Origin of the sequence: Acutalibacter sp. 1XD8-36, assembly GCF_009917525.1 — a bacterium.
Classification (GTDB): Bacteria; Bacillota; Clostridia; order Oscillospirales; family Acutalibacteraceae; genus Acutalibacter.
Genome location: NZ_QZDU01000002.1, coordinates 117,051 through 133,006 on the forward strand (window position 1 = coordinate 117,051; position 15,956 = coordinate 133,006).

11 protein-coding genes are annotated in these 15,956 nt (G+C 53.1%); 5 read left to right on the forward strand and 6 right to left on the reverse strand.

Going from position 1 to position 15,956, the window contains the following annotated elements; genetic code table 11:
• The first annotated feature begins 12 nt into the window (after nt 1-12).
• The 5 genes from D5270_RS04075 to D5270_RS04095 all read left to right on the forward strand — a co-directional run bounded on the left by D5270_RS04075 (nt 13) and on the right by D5270_RS04095 (nt 9,511).
• Nucleotides 13-1,758 carry a site-specific DNA-methyltransferase gene (locus tag D5270_RS04075; RefSeq protein ID WP_166542890.1) on the forward strand — a complete coding sequence of 582 codons (1,746 nt, stop codon included), beginning with the start codon at nt 13-15 and terminating at the stop codon, nt 1,756-1,758.
• Nucleotides 1,759-1,812: 54 nt separating this feature from the next.
• Nucleotides 1,813-4,872, forward strand: a complete 3,060-nt coding sequence (locus D5270_RS04080; RefSeq protein WP_166542891.1) for a type III restriction-modification system endonuclease — start codon at nt 1,813-1,815, stop codon at nt 4,870-4,872.
• Between the two features lie 138 nt (nt 4,873-5,010).
• Nucleotides 5,011-7,296, forward strand: a complete 2,286-nt coding sequence (locus D5270_RS04085) for a hypothetical protein (protein ID WP_166542892.1) — start codon at nt 5,011-5,013, stop codon at nt 7,294-7,296.
• A 209-nt stretch (nt 7,297-7,505) separates the two neighbouring features.
• Nucleotides 7,506-8,195, forward strand: coding sequence for a response regulator transcription factor (locus D5270_RS04090; RefSeq protein ID WP_166542893.1), 690 nt, complete (start codon nt 7,506-7,508; stop codon nt 8,193-8,195).
• A gap of 17 nt (nt 8,196-8,212) precedes the next feature.
• Nucleotides 8,213-9,511: a sensor histidine kinase gene (locus D5270_RS04095; RefSeq protein ID WP_166542894.1), complete on the forward strand. Its 1,299-nt coding sequence runs from the start codon at nt 8,213-8,215 to the stop codon at nt 9,509-9,511.
• 16 nt (nt 9,512-9,527) lie between these two features.
• Here D5270_RS04095 and D5270_RS04100 read toward each other — a convergent pair whose 3' ends face one another.
• The 6 genes from D5270_RS04100 to D5270_RS04125 form a co-directional block, all read right to left on the reverse strand.
• Nucleotides 9,528-10,307 (reverse strand): helix-turn-helix transcriptional regulator, encoded by a 780-nt coding sequence (locus tag D5270_RS04100; RefSeq protein WP_166542895.1) that lies wholly within the window; start codon nt 10,305-10,307, stop codon nt 9,528-9,530.
• Nucleotides 10,308-10,455: 148 nt separating this feature from the next.
• Entirely contained in the window at nt 10,456-11,562 is a 1,107-nt protein-coding gene (locus tag D5270_RS04105; RefSeq protein WP_166542896.1) for a Gfo/Idh/MocA family protein, read from the reverse strand.
• A 50-nt stretch (nt 11,563-11,612) separates the two neighbouring features.
• A complete protein-coding gene (locus tag D5270_RS04110; RefSeq protein WP_166542897.1) occupies nt 11,613-13,166 on the reverse strand; it encodes an ABC transporter substrate-binding protein in 1,554 nt (517 codons plus the stop codon).
• 83 nt (nt 13,167-13,249) lie between these two features.
• Nucleotides 13,250-14,095 carry an AraC family transcriptional regulator gene (locus tag D5270_RS04115; protein WP_166542898.1) on the reverse strand — a complete coding sequence of 282 codons (846 nt, stop codon included), beginning with the start codon at nt 14,093-14,095 and terminating at the stop codon, nt 13,250-13,252.
• Nucleotides 14,095-14,979 (reverse strand): carbohydrate ABC transporter permease, encoded by an 885-nt coding sequence (locus tag D5270_RS04120; protein WP_166543316.1) that lies wholly within the window; start codon nt 14,977-14,979, stop codon nt 14,095-14,097. Before D5270_RS04120 ends, D5270_RS04115 begins: the two co-directional genes overlap by 1 nt.
• 24 nt (nt 14,980-15,003) lie before the next feature.
• Nucleotides 15,004-15,918, reverse strand: a complete 915-nt coding sequence (locus tag D5270_RS04125) for an ABC transporter permease (RefSeq protein ID WP_442858594.1) — start codon at nt 15,916-15,918, stop codon at nt 15,004-15,006.
• Nucleotides 15,919-15,956: the final 38 nt, after the last annotated feature.

Sequence of the window (15,956 nt, forward strand, 5' to 3'; positions counted from 1 at the left end):
GAGGTAGTAGTGATGGACAAACTAAAAATGCAAACGCCTGACCTGGCCCAAACCAATATTGAGAAGCTTGCCGCCCTGTTCCCCGCCTGTATCACCGAGGCCCGTGGTGAGGACGGCAGGCTGAAAAAGGCCGTCAACTTTGACCTGCTGCGGCAAATGCTGTCTGACGAGGTGCTTGAGGGCGGGGAGGCCTATGAATTTACCTGGGTTGGCAAGAAAGCTGCTTTCGCAGAGGCAAATAAGTCCATCTGCAAGACCCTTCGGCCCTGCCCGGCGGAGAGCACCGACTGGGACTCCACCGAAAACCTATACATCGAGGGCGACAACCTGGAGGTGCTGAAGCTCCTGCAGGAGAGCTATCTGGGCAAGGTGAAGATGATTTATATCGACCCGCCCTATAACACCGGCAGCGACTTTATCTATCAGGATGATTTTGCTATGAGCCGCAGGGAGTACAGCGAGGAGTCCGGGCATGTGGACAGCAACGGCGACCGGATGTTCCGCAACACCGACTCAAACGGGCGGTTCCACTCCGACTGGTGCAGTATGATGTATTCGCGGCTGCTGCTGGCAAGGAACCTGCTCTCTGATGACGGAAGCATTTTTATCAGCATTGACTTTAACGAGATGGCCAGCCTGAGAAAAATAATGGACGAGGTTTTTGGCCCGAAGAACTTCCAGCGGGAAATCATCTGGCGTATCGGGTGGCTTTCCGGTTATAAAACAACGGCCCCCAATTTCATCCGAAACCACGACACCATCCTGTTTTACTCCAAAAATTCCGCTGAGCTTGATTTTATTAAAAAATACATAGAGAATCAGGATTTCAAGCCCCTGGTCAAAAAGGATAAGGCCCTGACAGCCAAGCTCTCCTCCCTTGGACTGGACGCAAAGGGCCAGAAGGAGCTGCTGCATTTTATAAATCATGAAAACCGCCCTGAGCGCTACCCTATGGAGGACACTTGGAACGCCAATGAATATGACGACCTTAACAGCATTGCCATAGTTTCATTTTCCGGGGAAAAAATATCCAAGCTGCTTGAAATTGGGCAGGACTTCAAGGGCCAGAAATCCCTCGGGCTAATGCTGCGGCTGCTTGAGTCCGTGACCCGTCCGGGAGATATCATCCTGGATTTCTTTTCCGGCACAGCCACCACCGCCCACGCCGTCATGGAGTTAAACGCAAAAGACGGCGGGAATCGGAAATTTATCATGGTGCAGCTGCCTGAGCCCTGCGGCGAAAACAGTGAGGCATATAAATCCGGCTACCAAACTATCTGTGAAATCGGCAAGGAGCGCATCCGCCGGGCCGCGGATAAAATAGCCGCGGACAACCCGGGCTGTAAGTTTGACGGCGGGTTCCGCGTTTTCAAGCTGGACGACACCAATATGACCGACGTATACTACTCCGCCGGTGAGTACACCCAGGCAATGCTTGACCAGATGGTAGACAACATCAAGCCCGACCGCACGGATTTGGACTTGCTGTTCAGCTGCCTGCTGGATTGGGGGCTACCAATTTCCATGCCCTACACTTCAGAGCAGCTTGAAGGCTGCACCGTCCACACCTATAACGGGGGGGATTTGATTGCGTGCTTTAAAGAGAACATCCCTGATACGGTGATTAAGGAGATTGCGAAGCGCCAGCCCCTGCGGGCCGTGTTCCGGGACAGCAGCTTTGCAAACAGCCCGGCTAAAATCAATGTGGGTGAAATCTTTAAGATGCTGGCCCCCCATACCAGAGTGAAGGTAATATAACCGACACACTTAATTATAAATTTTAAGTATTTTAACCAAGGAAGTCTCGGATATATGAAACTCCAATTTAAGCACCAGAAATTCCAGGCCGACGCCGCCAAAGCCGTGGTGGATGTTTTCGCCGGGCAGCCCTGCCTGACCCACACCTATATGATGGACAGAGGCGATGGGAGCTATCAGGTAGGCTTCAATGAGGAAAGGAACTTTACAGGGTTCAGCAACCATAAAATTGTGCCGGAGCTTTCCGACAGGCAAATCCTGGAGCAGCTTAATAAAATTCAGCGTGCCAATCAGCTCAAGCCCTCTGAAAGGCTGGAGGGCAGGGAGAACGGCTATAACCTCTCCGTTGAAATGGAAACCGGCGTCGGCAAGACCTACACCTATATAAAGACCATGTTTGAGCTGAATAAGCATTACGGGTGGTGCAAATTCATTGTAGTTGTTCCCAGCGTGGCTATCAGGGAGGGCGTGTATAAATCCTTCGAGATGACTCAGGAGCATTTTGCCGAGGAATATGGGAAGAAGGCGCGCTTCTTTATCTATGACTCCTCCAGGCTGAGCGAAATTGACCGCTTTGCCTCTGACAGCTCCATCAGTGTGATGATTATTAACTCTCAGGCGTTTAACGCCAAGGGCAAGGACGCCCGCAGGATTTATATGAAGCTGGACGACTTCCGCTCGCGCCGGCCCATTGACATTATCGCAAAGACCAACCCCATTCTGATTATAGACGAGCCGCAGTCGGTAGAGGGGAAGCAGACCAAGGAGCGCCTGAAGGGGTTTCATCCGCTTCTTACCCTGCGCTATTCCGCTACCCATAAAAGCGGCAGCGCCTACAACATGGTGTTCCGCCTGGACGCTATGGAGGCCTATAACCGGCGGCTTGTGAAGAAAATCGAGGTAAAGGGGATTGCCCAAAGGGGCAGCACCGCCACCGACAGCTATATCTATCTTGAAAGCATTAACCTCTCTAAAAGCGACCCCACCGCCACCCTGCAGTTTGAGGTCAAGCTGAGCGGCAGCGCGCCCAAGAAAAGGAGCCGCATTGTAAGGGTTGGGGACAATCTTTACGACTGCTCCGGCGGCCTGGAGGAATATAAAGAAGGCTTTGTAATAAAGCAGATTGACGGTCACAATGACTGCGTAGAGTTCCTGAACGGAATCAGGATTTTTGCCGGAGACGTCATAGGTTCTGTGGATGAGGACCAGCTGCGGCGGATACAAATACGCGAGACAATACTCTCACATATTCTGCGGGAGCGCCAGCTGTTTTACAAGGGTGTCAAGGTGCTCTCCCTGTTCTTTATTGACGAGGTTGCAAACTACCGCGAATACGACGGTGCGGGCAAGCCTTCCAACGGCAAATACGCCGTCATGTTCGAGGAGGAATATAATGATGTTATAGCCAATATGCAGCTTGCCGCCGGTGGAGACGCCTATATTAGGTATCTTCAGTCTATCCCCACAGCTAAAACTCACGCCGGATATTTCTCGGTGGACGGCAAGGGAAAAATGGTAAACTCCAAGGTGGGCCGGAAGGAAAACATCTCCGACGATGTGAGCGCATATGAGCTGATTATGAAAAACAAGGAGCTACTGCTCGACTCTAACCCGGAGCGCTCCCCTGTGCGGTTCATCTTTTCCCATTCCGCCCTGCGGGAAGGCTGGGACAATCCCAATGTCTTTCAAATCTGTACCTTGAAGCAGAGCAGCAGCACCCTGCGCAAGCGGCAGGAGGTTGGGCGCGGCCTGCGCCTTTGCGTAAGCCAGAGCGGCGAGCGGATGGACACAAACGCCCTCGGCAATGATGTGCATAACATCAATATCCTCACTGTCATTGCAAACGAAAGCTATGATTCATTTGCAAAGGGCCTGCAGACAGAAATTGCCGAGGCCGTAGCCGACCGTCCCCAGGCCGTTACGGTTGAACTTTTTGTTGGCAAGGTCATTAGCGACGACGCGGGGAATGAGCAGGTGGTTGACTATAATACGGCCTTTGCCATCCAATTCGATATGATTTCCAACGGCTATATTGACCGCAATGGTATGGTAACTGACAAATATTACGAGGACAAGGCAAACGGAAATTTGAAAATAGCGGAAGAAGTCGCGGATTCCGCTGCCTCTGTGTTTGCAATTATCGACTCCATTTATGACCCCCGGAGCTTGCAGCCTGAAAATGCCCGCGGAAATAATGTGGAGCTCCAAATAGACAGGGCCAAGCTGGATATGCCAGAGTTCAAAGAGCTATGGTCAAATATCAAGACAAAAACCGTATATACCGTAGATTTTGACACCGAGGAGCTGATTCAAAAGGCAGTTGCCGCGCTGAACAGCAAACTGTTTGTATCCAAAATCCACTTCCAGGTGGAGAAGGGTGCGATGGACATAATCAGGTCCAAAGAAGAACTGCTCTCCGGGTCATCCTTTGTTAAAGAGGAATCCATCCGCTACAGCGCCGCAATTACTGCAAACTCAAATGTGAAATACGATTTGATTGGAAAGCTGGTAGACGAAACCGGCCTGACCCGTAAAGCCCTCGCCTCCATCCTGAAAGGCCTGCAGCCATCTGTATTCGGCCAGTTCAAGGATAACCCTGAGGAGTTTATTGTGAAAGCCGCCGCACTGATTAACGACGAGAAGGCACTGGCGGTGATTGAGCATATAACCTATGAGGTTCTGGACGACGCCTATAACACGGATATCTTTACCGGCCCGACTATCAAAGGCAGGCTTGACGTAAATGTGATGGAGACCAAAAGGCACCTGTACGACCATATCGTATATGACTCGGCTGTGGAGCGAAATTTTGCCGCCCAGCTTGACGCAAGCACAGATGTGGCGGTCTACGTGAAGCTGCCGGACAGCTTCTATATTGCAACTCCCCTGGGCCGTTATAACCCGGACTGGGCCATCGCGTTTTATAAGGATACCGTAAAGCACGTTTATTTTGTCGCTGAGACAAAGGGCTCCATGCACTCCATGCAGCTACGGCTGATTGAGCAGTCCAAAATTCACTGTGCAAGAGAACACTTCAGGGCCATCTCCGGCGGCAATGTAGTATATGATGTTGTGGACAGCTGCCAATCGCTGCTGGAAAAGGCTATGGGGTAACTGTTGGTTTATGCGGTAGTAGATTTTGTCAAGCTGTCAAAAGCTAAATCCCATTTTCGCTGGAAACCTAAAAATTTTAGAGCCTCCTTAGAGATTAAACTGTTATAATTAAAGTATCAAAAGGAAGGAGGCCTTACCATGAAACATTTTTTCACTAAAGCCATATCCCTGCTGATGGCAGGGCTCATGCTGCTAAGCCTTGCGGCCTGCAGCCCGGACCCGGAGATACAGGGCCCTGAAACAAGTGCCCAGGCCGAGGACCTTGGGGTTTCTGCCGGGCGGGGGAGGTTTGCAGAGTCTGCCCTACAACTGCCGCGGAATACCGGGAGAGTCTACGGCAGCCTTACTGAAGTCGGCGGGAAGCTCCGCTTTGGGAACTATGAATCCGGCGACTGCGGAGAGAGCTGGACAGAGCTGGCGCTTCCTGAGGAGCTGGAAAAGTTGGCGGAGCGGGAGGAATTTCATATTAACATCTCCTGGGGCACGGGAGGCGAAGCTTTTTATGTCTGCAACGAATACGACAGTGAGGATAATAAATTTATTGCCCACTACTATTATGCCGGCTCCGGCGGCGAAGTGCGTAAGCTCGATATAATCATACCCGAGGCCCCGGAGCAAATGGCGGCGAATTCCATATCATTCAACAACTGCCTGCTGCCGGACGGGTCAATAATCGCCCTGGACAGCTACAACTGCCTCATGCACATCGACCAGCACACCGGGGAGATTCTCCGTACCATGTATGATGACTATTTCGGTGATAGGCGCTATAATAACTTTTATATCACAGATGATACCCTCATTCTGAATTTATATTCAGATGATGAACAAGTTATCGAGCTCTACGACCTGGAGACCTGGGAACCCAAGGGCCGGGATGAGGTCCTGAACGGTTTCATAAAAGGGCCTGAGGGCGCTTACTCTGCCGATGAATTTTCCTATGACCCGGACGGCTTACCCGGCAGCTTCAGTGCCTCCATGCAGCACCTTTTCACCTGCCCCGGCGAAGAGGCTGTATATGCGGCCACCAGGCGCGGACTATACAGGCATGTGCTTGGCGGCACGGCTATGGAGCGGGTAATGGACGGCAGCAGGTATTCACTGGGGGACACCAGCCGGTATATAGACAATATTATAAAGACCTCCTCAGGGGATTTTTACGCTTTCTGCACGGATTACGACACTGATGAAAGCTTTCTGCTGCGCTGGCACTATGAGCCTGAACTGCCCGCCGAGCCGGAAACCGAGCTTCAGATATTCGCCATGTACGACAACTCAGAGCTGCGCCGGGCCATATCCCGGTACCAGCGCGATAATCCCGGGGTGGAAATCTCCGTTGAGATAGGCATCGAGAGCCACAGTGAGTGGAGCGAGGCCCAGATTTTCGAGGCTCGCTCAAAGACTCTCCGGGATGGCAGCGGCCCGGATATACTCCTCCTGGACGGTATGCCCTACCGTGAATTTATACGTGATGGGCTTCTGGAGGACATCACCGGCCTCACCGACGGCCTGGGGGTTATTCCAAACCTTATCTCCGCTTTTTGTCAAGAGGACAGAAGCTATGCGGTACCCATGAGATTTTCGGTGCCGGTGCTCATGGGGAACAGTGACGTCCTCGCCCGTATAACGGACCTTGAAAGCTTTGCAGAGCAAGCCGAGGCCATGCTTGAGGACGGCGTGGAAAAGAATATCCTGGGGCTTGACGAGTGGACGCTGCTGGGGAAGATGACCGCCGGGAGCTCTGCGGCGTGGTACCGTGAGGACGGCAGCATTGACCGGGATAAGCTGTCTGAGTTTCTGAAGCTATGCGTCAGGATATATAATGCCGACTTCAGCCGCCCGGACATACCAAAGCCCATGGCCTATTCCCCCGGAGACTGCGGCTCGCTGATAGCCGGCGGCTGGGCCCGCATAACAAAGGATACTGTATGCAACTATATGACCTTTACCAGTATGCTTGCCGTTGATGAAAAGTACAATGTGGGCCATACTCTTGTCAGCGGACAGTCGCCGAAGGTGTTCATCCCCCACTGTCTTCTTGGGATAAGCAGTTCCGGCGGCAGTAAAGAACTGTGCAGGGAATTCCTGCGGTCGGTGCTCTCTGAGGAAAATCAAAATGTGGACCACACCGCCGAAACCCTGCCGGTGAACGAGGCGGCGCTGAGGAAGACCCTTGCCATAGAGCAGATTAGCGCCCATGGCCTTCTCGGTGCCAACGGCAAGCAGATTTTCACCCAGTACCATACTGCCACGGATGAGCAGATAGACGAATTTGTGGACCTCATAGGCACTCTGGAGACCCCCGCCTATGGTAGCGAGGCTCTGTTCCGCGCGCTGAGCAGCATCGGCGCGGACTATCTTAGAGGAGAGATTGAGTTGGAGACGGCGCTGGATGAGATAATCTCGGCGCTGGATTATAGTTAAGGCAGTCCAAAAGAGGTGACGCCTCTTTTGGACTTAGCGGCACGGGTACACCCGCGCCGCTCTGCTTGGAAATCGGTATTTACCGATTTCCAAGTGCCTTTACTATAAGAAAAAGAAAACTTTTGGAGCTCGTGCATTTTATAATTAGATGTGCTATAATAGAATTTAGAAATATAAAATAGCCCCGGACCTAAAGAAAGGAAAATCCCATGCGTATTCTCCTGATTGAGGACGACCCGCGCCTTACCGAATCCCTCAAATATCAGCTGGGAAAGGAGGGCTTTGCCGTGGACGCCTGCTCCGACGCATTTGACGGCCTCCACTATATGACCGCCGGAGGCTATGACCTGGTGCTCCTTGACAGAATGTTGCCTGGGGCGGACGGAATCAGCCTGCTGAGGGACGCAAGGCTCCAGGGGGCCGCCACTCCGGTGATATTCCTCACTGCCATGGGGCAGCTGGACGACAGGATACAGGGGCTCGACGCCGGGGCCGACGACTACATAGTTAAGCCCTTCGCCTTTGGCGAGCTCATGGCCCGTGTCCGCAGCGTCTGCCGCCGCCCCCGTGCCTTGGGCCGGGACGACGGTGTTTCATATGGGGACTTGAGCCTGGAGCCCTCTGAGAAGCGCCTTTTGGGGCCGAAGGGAGAATGTGTGCTGTCAAAGCGGGAGTCGGACCTGCTGGAGGCATTTCTGCGCAGTCCCCGGAAGGTGCTCACCAGGGACGCCCTGTTCCTGAGGGTATGGGGCCCTGCCGCCCTGGTGGAGGACGGCAATCTGGACAACTACATACATTTCCTGCGCCGAAGGCTTAGGGCACTGGGCTCAGAGCTGGGGATATCCACAGTGCGCGGCGTGGGATATATGCTGGCGCCGGACAGAGGGGACGGGCAATGAAGCGGGCCTCTTTCAAAATGCAGTCGGAATTTAAAAAGCTCCGGCGGCAGATGACCTGCTTCTGCACACTTGTCACCGGGGCTATCTTCCTGCTGATGGCTGTATTTTTCCTAAAATTTTCAGAGGACTCCCTTAGAAGAAGCCAGCGCCAGTCCTTTCTCAGCGATGTAAACTCGCTTATATCCCATCTGGAGAGCCAGACGGACCTCTCCGAACAGTGGCTGGCGCGTATGGAGGGCGGCGGCAGGCTGAGGCTGTTCTTATATGACAACTCCGAGCCCCTTTTGCATAACCGGCTCTACAAGGAGGATTCCGCTGGGATGGAGGCCCTGTCCCGGCAGGCCGTCTCCACGGCGTGCAGTGAATACGGCTTGGATATCTTTAAGCCCCTGGACGGTATGCGCACAAAATCCGTGACCTTTACCCTGCTGGATGAATCCGGGCAGGAGCTCTATGCCGCTGCCGCCGTCTTCCCAAGGCCGGGCGGCAGCCTTGCAATGACGGCCATCTACCCACTGGAGGGCCTTGAGCGGCAGTTGTCCGGCCAGCGCTGGGGCTTTGCCCTTATGGGTCTCTCCGGACTGGCGGCCCTTGGTATATTTGCCTGGATATTCAGCGGCAGAATGCTCCGGCCCATTGCCGAAAGCCGCAGAAGCCAGGCCCAGTTTGTTGCCGCTGCCTCCCATGAGCTGCGCTCTCCCCTGGCTGTAATGCTCTCAAACCTATCGGCCCTGGACCTGGCTGGGCCAGAGGAGCAGCGGCGTTTTAAAGAAAATATTCTCTACGAAGGGAAACGGATGTCCCGGCTGATAGACGATATGCTGTACCTTGCCAGCGCCGACAGCCAGTCCTGGAGCCTGCGCCCTGCCCCCACAGAGCTTGACACCCTGGCCCTTGAGCTATACGACCGCTTCCTGGTCAAGGCCGGGGAGCTGGGTATAAAGCTCGACCTTGCTCTGCCGGACGGGGCTATGAAGCCCTGTATCTGCGACGGCTGGCGCATATCCCAGTGCCTGGAGGCGCTGCTGGACAATGCCCTCTGCTACACGCCCAGGGGCGGCAGCGTCCTGCTGTCGGTAGAGGAACTGCCCGGAGGCAAATACCAGTTCATCCTGCTCGACACCGGGCCCGGCGTGCCCAAAGAGGAGCGTGAGCGTATTTTCCAGCGCTTCTACCGGGCCGACCAATCCCGCACCGACAGGGAGCACTTTGGGCTGGGCCTCTCAATTTCCCGCGAAATAGCCAAGCTCCATCGGGGCAAGCTATGGGTACAGGAGGCTCCCGGCGGCGGGGCGGAGTTTCATCTGGTGATATGACTTTGCCGTGTACAGCTTACTTCTTATCCATCCGCGCCTTCCTGCGGAACATCCCGGGCGGCATTCCGTGGCGCTCCTTAAACACCCTGTAAAAGGATTTCTCGCTTTGAAACCCCGACTCCCTCGAGACCGCCGCTACAGGCATGTCTGTACTTTTCAGGAGCTTTTCGGCTCTTTTGAGCCGCATATTGATTACATAGCTGTGAAAGGATACCCCTGTCTCCTTTTTAAACTGGTGGGAGAGGTATGTCCTGTTAAAGCGCAGGGTGTCCGCGCAGCTGTCCAGGCTGATATCCTCCAGATAGTGCGCCGACAGGTACGCCAGAGCTTCGCGCAGCATTCCTGTCTCGCGGTTTGCCATCTTATTGTGTTTTGGAAGATTCCTGTGGGCATAAAGGGCTATGTCTAAAAGAGCCGCCAGGCAAATCTCCCTCCAGCCCGACTGCTTTTCCACGTACTCCCGCCATATATTGCCAACATATCCCCATATGCTTTTCACATCCTCAGCGCCCCAGCTGTCGCTGAAGCCCTCTATCCTGCTAAAAACTCCGGACAGCTCCGGGTCACTCAGCCTCTCGTCATGCAAAAACGCTGTGGAAAAATGTATCGCCAGCCTCTCCGCCTCCATGTCCCCGGGGAGTATGGAGTGGCTCTCCCCGGAGCCTATAATCAGTATCTTTCCGGGGCCAAGAGTCACGCCGCCGTTTCTTATTCCAACGGCTGTCTCACCCTTCAGGCCCAGCAGTATCTCCACTGCTTCATGCCAGTGGTACTGGAAGGCTGCCGAGCCATTCATTACCTTTAAGACAAGAGGAAATGTTTCATCAATGTCTCTCCGCTCATAATTGGACGGTGAGCACCCCGAAGGGGCCTTAGGCATATAAATCACCCCATTCCAGATAGAAAGGAGCCTGACGGCTTACGCCGTCAGGCTTCAATATGTTTTAGAAAACTATTTGCCTGCCTTCCCTTGCCGACTGATAGACCGCGTCAAGTATCTTGGTGACTATAAAGGCCTGCTCCGGCTTAACTACCAGCTCGCTCTTGCCCTCTATCGCGTCAAGCCAGACCTTGCATTCAATGTCCCCCGGCTTTACCGATTTTCCGGGGAAAAGGTCCACGCCTCCGGCGGAGGTATTCACCTCGCTCTGCACCTGCTTGTTCCCCATAATCTGGTTGATATACAGCTTCTGGTCGTTGGCCCCGCCGACTCCGGTGAGCTCCGCTCCGGCCTTCGTCCCGCAGAGAGTGGCTGCGGCACAGCGCTCCTCGGTGGAGTTCAGTATCCAGGTGGCGTCTATGGTTATAAGGGAGCCGTCCTTCATTGTGACAAATGCAAATGCCGCGTCCTCCACCTCATATGCAGCCGGGTCCCAGGCGCCCATGGGGTTCCCCTGCATATTCTTTGGCAGGGTGGGCCCCAGCTTTGCAAAGGTCACGCCGGTCACGGCGGCGGGCTCATAGTTGTTCATAAACCATAGGGTGAGGTCTAAGGAGTGGGTGCCTATATCAATCAGCGGGCCCCCGCCCTGCTTGGACTTGTCCGTGAACACCCCCCAGGTGGGGACTCCCCGCCTGCGCAGGGCATGTGCCTGGGCATAGTATATACCGCCTAAGGCCCCTTCGTCACAGAGGGTTTTCAGGGTCTGGCTGTCCGGGCGGTAGCGGTTCTGGTAGCCTATGGTAAACAGCCTGCCGCTTTTCTTATAGGCGTCCATCATGCGCTGAGCGTCGAACACGTTTGCAGCCATGGGCTTTTCGCAGAGCACATGCTTGCCCGCCTCCAGTGCCGCCACGGAAATCTCGCAGTGGGCCACATTCGGCGTCAGGACATAGACAATTTCAACGTCCGGATTACTGATAAGGTCATGGTAGTCGGTGTACACCTTCGCGTCCGGCTCCCCAACCTCTTGCACGGCCTTTTCAGCCCTTTCAGGTATAATATCGCAGAGGGCGATTACCTCCACCCTGTCCTTCACATTGTTCAGCGCGGGGAAATGCTTCTGGTGGGCAATACCGCCGCAGCCGACAATACCTATTTTATGCTTCATATTATGTTTTATCCTTTCCAAGTTATTTTGGTTTTATATTATCTAACCTGTTACTTTTTATCACTCCACGCGTCCAGCTGTGCCTGCTTCTCATCCAAAACCTTCTGCAGTCCGGCTTCATAAAGTGCGTCGTTGAACTCCTTGATGGCGGCATCCAAATCCGGCATGGTCCCAAAGCCCACCGTCTTATTGTACTTGTCGTAAACAGTCTGCAGTGTAGCCATTTCTGTTGCAACCGACATGGAGTTAAAGGCAAAGCCAAAAGCTGCCGACTCCTTTAAAGTTGAGTGCCAGGTCTCGTACTGCTCCCACTGGTCCTTTGGTGCGCCTGCCCACAGTGTACCGTTGAACTGGTTTGGATAGGAGAAGCCCTTGTCGTTGTGATAGCCCACTGTCGCCGCGGTTATCCCCTCGGGATAATCCGCCTGTCCGTCCTCGTTCAGCACCCAGTCCGTCCCGGGCACGCCCCAGTTGATAAGGTCCGTAAATTCCCCGCTCTTATATGTCCAGTCCAGGAACTCCGCGGCCTTTTCAGGATTTTCAGAGGAATTTGCAATGCTCCACAGGCGGGTGTTTACGTTATAGCTTGTCTTCGGCGCCTCGACCAGCTGTATCATCTCCACCTCGTAGCCGGTCTGGGACTTTTTCTCAATCTCAACGCCGGGCTTCCAGCTCTGGAAATAGGAGAAGCAGTTCCCGCCCTTCATCTTCACATCGCCGCCGTCTGTGTTCACGGCGATATCCTTGGAGCTGTACCCCTTGGTGTACCAGTCCGCGGCAATCTCGCAGAGACGGCGGTACATGTCGGTCTCAAACCAGTTCACCACGGTTGTGCTGTCAGGAGTCTCGAGAACGCCGAAGGAGCTTGACAGGTTGTCCACAAAGCAGAACGCGCAGGAGGCCGGGACAGCCGTGCCGTCAAAGCATATTATATCCGGGTATTTTTCCTTCACCTTGGCATACATTTCCGTTATCTGGTCCCAGACGCCCATATCCGGGAGCGTATAATCAAAGTCCTCTTTTTTGAAGCCCAGCTCGTCAAAAATGTCCTTGCGCACAACCATAGCTCCCGGAGTTGCGCGCTCAGCCATTGAGCCAAAGCCCGCAAGGAAATCGCCTATGTAGCAGGCCTGGATATCATCCCCCAGGGCGGCCTTGGCGTTTTCCATTTTATCAAGATATGGGGTGCAGTCCAGTATGTACTGGGACTCAATAAATGTGCCGACTTCTGAGGCGCGGCTGATAAATACGTCCATGGGCTCCCCCGCCGCCAGCATCATTGGAATCTGCTGGTGGTAAGTGCCCGAAGTCAGCGCCTGAAGGTCCACCTTCATATTCAGCTCATTCATGGTAAGCTCATTGACAGCATCTGAAAGGGCGCCCATATTGGGGCTTTCCTTTGCTATATAATAGGCGAAATGCACCGTATACGGCTCCTCGTCTGTCTTATCCTTTGCGGCATCGCTGCTCTGGGGTTCCGAAGCAGAGCTGCTGCTCTCCGGCTGGGAGCTTTCTGGTTTGGAGCTTTCCTGCTTCCCGCAGCCCGCAAAACATGAAGCTAAAAGCGCGAGGGCTAACACCAGACTTAAAATTTTCTTGCTCATTGAGAGTTCCTCCTGTTTTCATAGTTAAATCTGATTTTCGTCTGACCATATTTACAGAGCGGCCTCTGCATCTCCTATGGGTATCACCCCCCTTCCGTATAGTCGTCCCTGGAATCCTCCAGGGCTGTGCGCCGAAATTCTATTGGGGACATCCCATAAAACTTCCTGAAGACCCGGTAAAAGGTCTTCTCGTTTTGAAAGCCGGATTTATCCACAACCGCCGCTATCGGCTCAGAGGTGTACAGCAGCAGCCACTCTGCTTTTGAGAGCCGCAGCCTTAAAATGGTCTCGTGAAAGGATTCACCGGTCTCCTTCTTAAAAAGGTGTGAAAAATACGACCGGCCGAAATTCATGCTGTCCGCGCAGCTCCCCAGGGTAATCGGCTCAAGATAGTGCTCGGACATATATCTCAGTATCTCCGCCCCCTTGTTTCCAATCTGCCTGTAGTCCAGCTCGAGGCACTCCGGGAATGCCCTTATCAGCAGCGCCTGGATTTTCAGGAGCATTGACACTACAGCCATCCTGTATCCGCATTTCCTCTGGGTATACTCCCTATAGATGTTCAGAATATAGGACTTTACCTCTTCCCTCAGCTCCTCAGGCCAGCCGGCGCTATGCCTTTCCGGCAGCCTAAAGCTGAACTGCTCCGTGGCAGCCAGAAAATGCAGGATACCGGGGTCGAACACCATTGAGTAATAGCTTATGGGACATATAACCGAGTTGAAATTGTGGCTTTCACAGCAGCCTATGACAATGATGTCGCCCTTTTGCATTTGGTATACTGCGTCCTCTGACTGTATGGAAAAGCTGCCGTCCACGCAGTATACTATTTCGACACTGGGGTGCCAGTGCGTGACAAAGGGCATGATCCTATGTGTCGCGTAGGCCATCAGAAAGCTGTCCCTCTCCAAGCGAAGCGGCGATTTCATTATCCCTTTACCGCCCCCAGCATAATGCCGCTGGCAAAGTACCTCTGTAAAAACGGGAATACCAGCAGAATCGGAAGCACCGCCACAAATGAGATTGCCATACGGATGGAGACCTGGGGTATTGCCAGCACGTCCGTGCCCGAGGCTGAGCCGGCGTTGGCGTTAAGGGCCTGGATGTCCAGAATCATCCTGTTCAGCAGCGCCTGTATGCTCAGCATTTCAGACTTGTTTATGTAGTAGAGCCCGTTAGTCCAGTCATTCCAGTAATGCAGCCCGGTAAAGAGCCCCACTGTCACGATTATCGGCTTTCCCAGCGGCAGCACCATCTTCCAGTATATCTTCAGGTAGCCTGCTCCGTCTATTTTAGCCGCCTCGTAGATATCCTCGGGAATCGAGCTCTTGAAATAGGTGCGGGCGAGGATAATATTAAAGGCACCTAAAAGCAGGTTTGGTAAGACATAGGCCCATATGGTATTTTTGATGTGAAAGCTGTTTGTCCACATGATATATGAGGGCACAAGCCCGCCGTTGAAAAGCATTGTGAAGAGCACGTAAAAATTTAAAAGCCTCTTACCCGGCAGCTCCTTCAGCGAAAGGGGGTATGCAAGCATAGTCACCAGCACAATGCTCGCCGAGGTCCCGATTATGGTGACAAGGATGGTAATGCCGTATGCCCTGAAAATCGTCATATAGTTCTGCAGGATATAGCGGTAGGCATACAAGCTGAACTTCTCCGGAAAGAAGGAGTATCCGTTTGCAATAAGTATGTTTTCATCTGTAATCGACGACATAAATAGCAGCACCAGCGGCAGTATCATTACCAGCGCCACCAGGAGCAGTATGACATTTATAACAATCTGATAGGCCCTGCGGCCATTGGACATAATCACGGAAATTCCCCCTTTAATTTAGAATATTGCGTTCTCGGAGCTTATGCGGCGTACAACCAGGTTTGAGACCATAACCAGCACGAAGCCCACCACAGATTGGATGATACCGGCTGCAGCGCTGCGGCCTATCCCTCCTGCCGCCATCAGCGCTCTATAGACGTAAGTGTCTATGGTATTTGTCACATTGTAGATTGCGCCGGAATTTTGGGGCACCTGGTAAAACAGCCCAAAGTCGGAGTAGAATATTTTCCCTATATGCAGGATAAGGAGGGTGACTATAGATGGGACCAGGCAGGGCAGGGTTATCCTGGTAATCTGCTGCCACTTGCTGGCCCCGTCCAGCTCCGCGGCCTCGTAAAATGCCTTATCAATTCCGGCTATGCCGGCAATATAAATCAGCGTCCCATACCCCACACCCTTCCAGCAGTTGGTGATTATCAGGATTGCGGGCCATGGTTTTTCGTCAAGGTACCACTGGACAGGCTCTCTCCCGAAAAGCGGCAGCAGGGAGTTATTCAGCATACCATTTTCGTGGCTTAAAAGGGCAAATACAATATAGCTTACCACGACAATGGAGATTAGATAGGGAAGCAGTATTGAGCTCTGGTAGAGCTTTTGCAGGCCTTTATTTTTAACGTCAGTTATGAAGATAGCCAGCATTACGCCTATCACCATATTCGTGATTATAAACGCGACGTTATACAGCAGGGTATTCCGGATAATGACAGCGGCGTCGCTGGTAGAGAAGAGGTATTCAAAGTTCTCGGCCCCATTCCATGGGCTTTTGAATATGCCGTCATTCACGTTGTACTTTTTGAAGGCAACAACGATTCCCGCCATTGGTATATAGTTGTTGATAAAAAGATAGACGACCCCCGGCAGCATCATCAAATAAAGAGGCAGAAACTGCACCCATTTTCGTACTTGACCCACTCTCTTCAAAATGTTTCCCTCCAGTCACAGATTTGATT

Bases quoted from the DNA above. Each gene is read 5' to 3' on its own strand.
- D5270_RS04075 (WP_166542890.1), top strand. From the start codon at position 13: ATGGACAAACTAAAAATGCAAACGCCTGACCTGGCCCAAACCAATATT.
- D5270_RS04080 (WP_166542891.1), top strand. From the start codon at position 1,813: ATGAAACTCCAATTTAAGCACCAGAAATTCCAGGCCGACGCCGCCAAA.
- D5270_RS04085 (WP_166542892.1), top strand. From the start codon at position 5,011: ATGAAACATTTTTTCACTAAAGCCATATCCCTGCTGATGGCAGGGCTC.
- D5270_RS04090 (WP_166542893.1), top strand. From the start codon at position 7,506: ATGCGTATTCTCCTGATTGAGGACGACCCGCGCCTTACCGAATCCCTC.
- D5270_RS04095 (WP_166542894.1), top strand. From the start codon at position 8,213: ATGCAGTCGGAATTTAAAAAGCTCCGGCGGCAGATGACCTGCTTCTGC.
- D5270_RS04100 (WP_166542895.1), bottom strand. From the start codon at position 10,307: ATGAATGGCTCGGCAGCCTTCCAGTACCACTGGCATGAAGCAGTGGAG.
- D5270_RS04105 (WP_166542896.1), bottom strand. From the start codon at position 11,562: ATGAAGCATAAAATAGGTATTGTCGGCTGCGGCGGTATTGCCCACCAG.
- D5270_RS04110 (WP_166542897.1), bottom strand. From the start codon at position 13,166: ATGAGCAAGAAAATTTTAAGTCTGGTGTTAGCCCTCGCGCTTTTAGCT.
- D5270_RS04115 (WP_166542898.1), bottom strand. From the start codon at position 14,095: ATGAAATCGCCGCTTCGCTTGGAGAGGGACAGCTTTCTGATGGCCTAC.
- D5270_RS04120 (WP_166543316.1), bottom strand. From the start codon at position 14,979: ATGTCCAATGGCCGCAGGGCCTATCAGATTGTTATAAATGTCATACTG.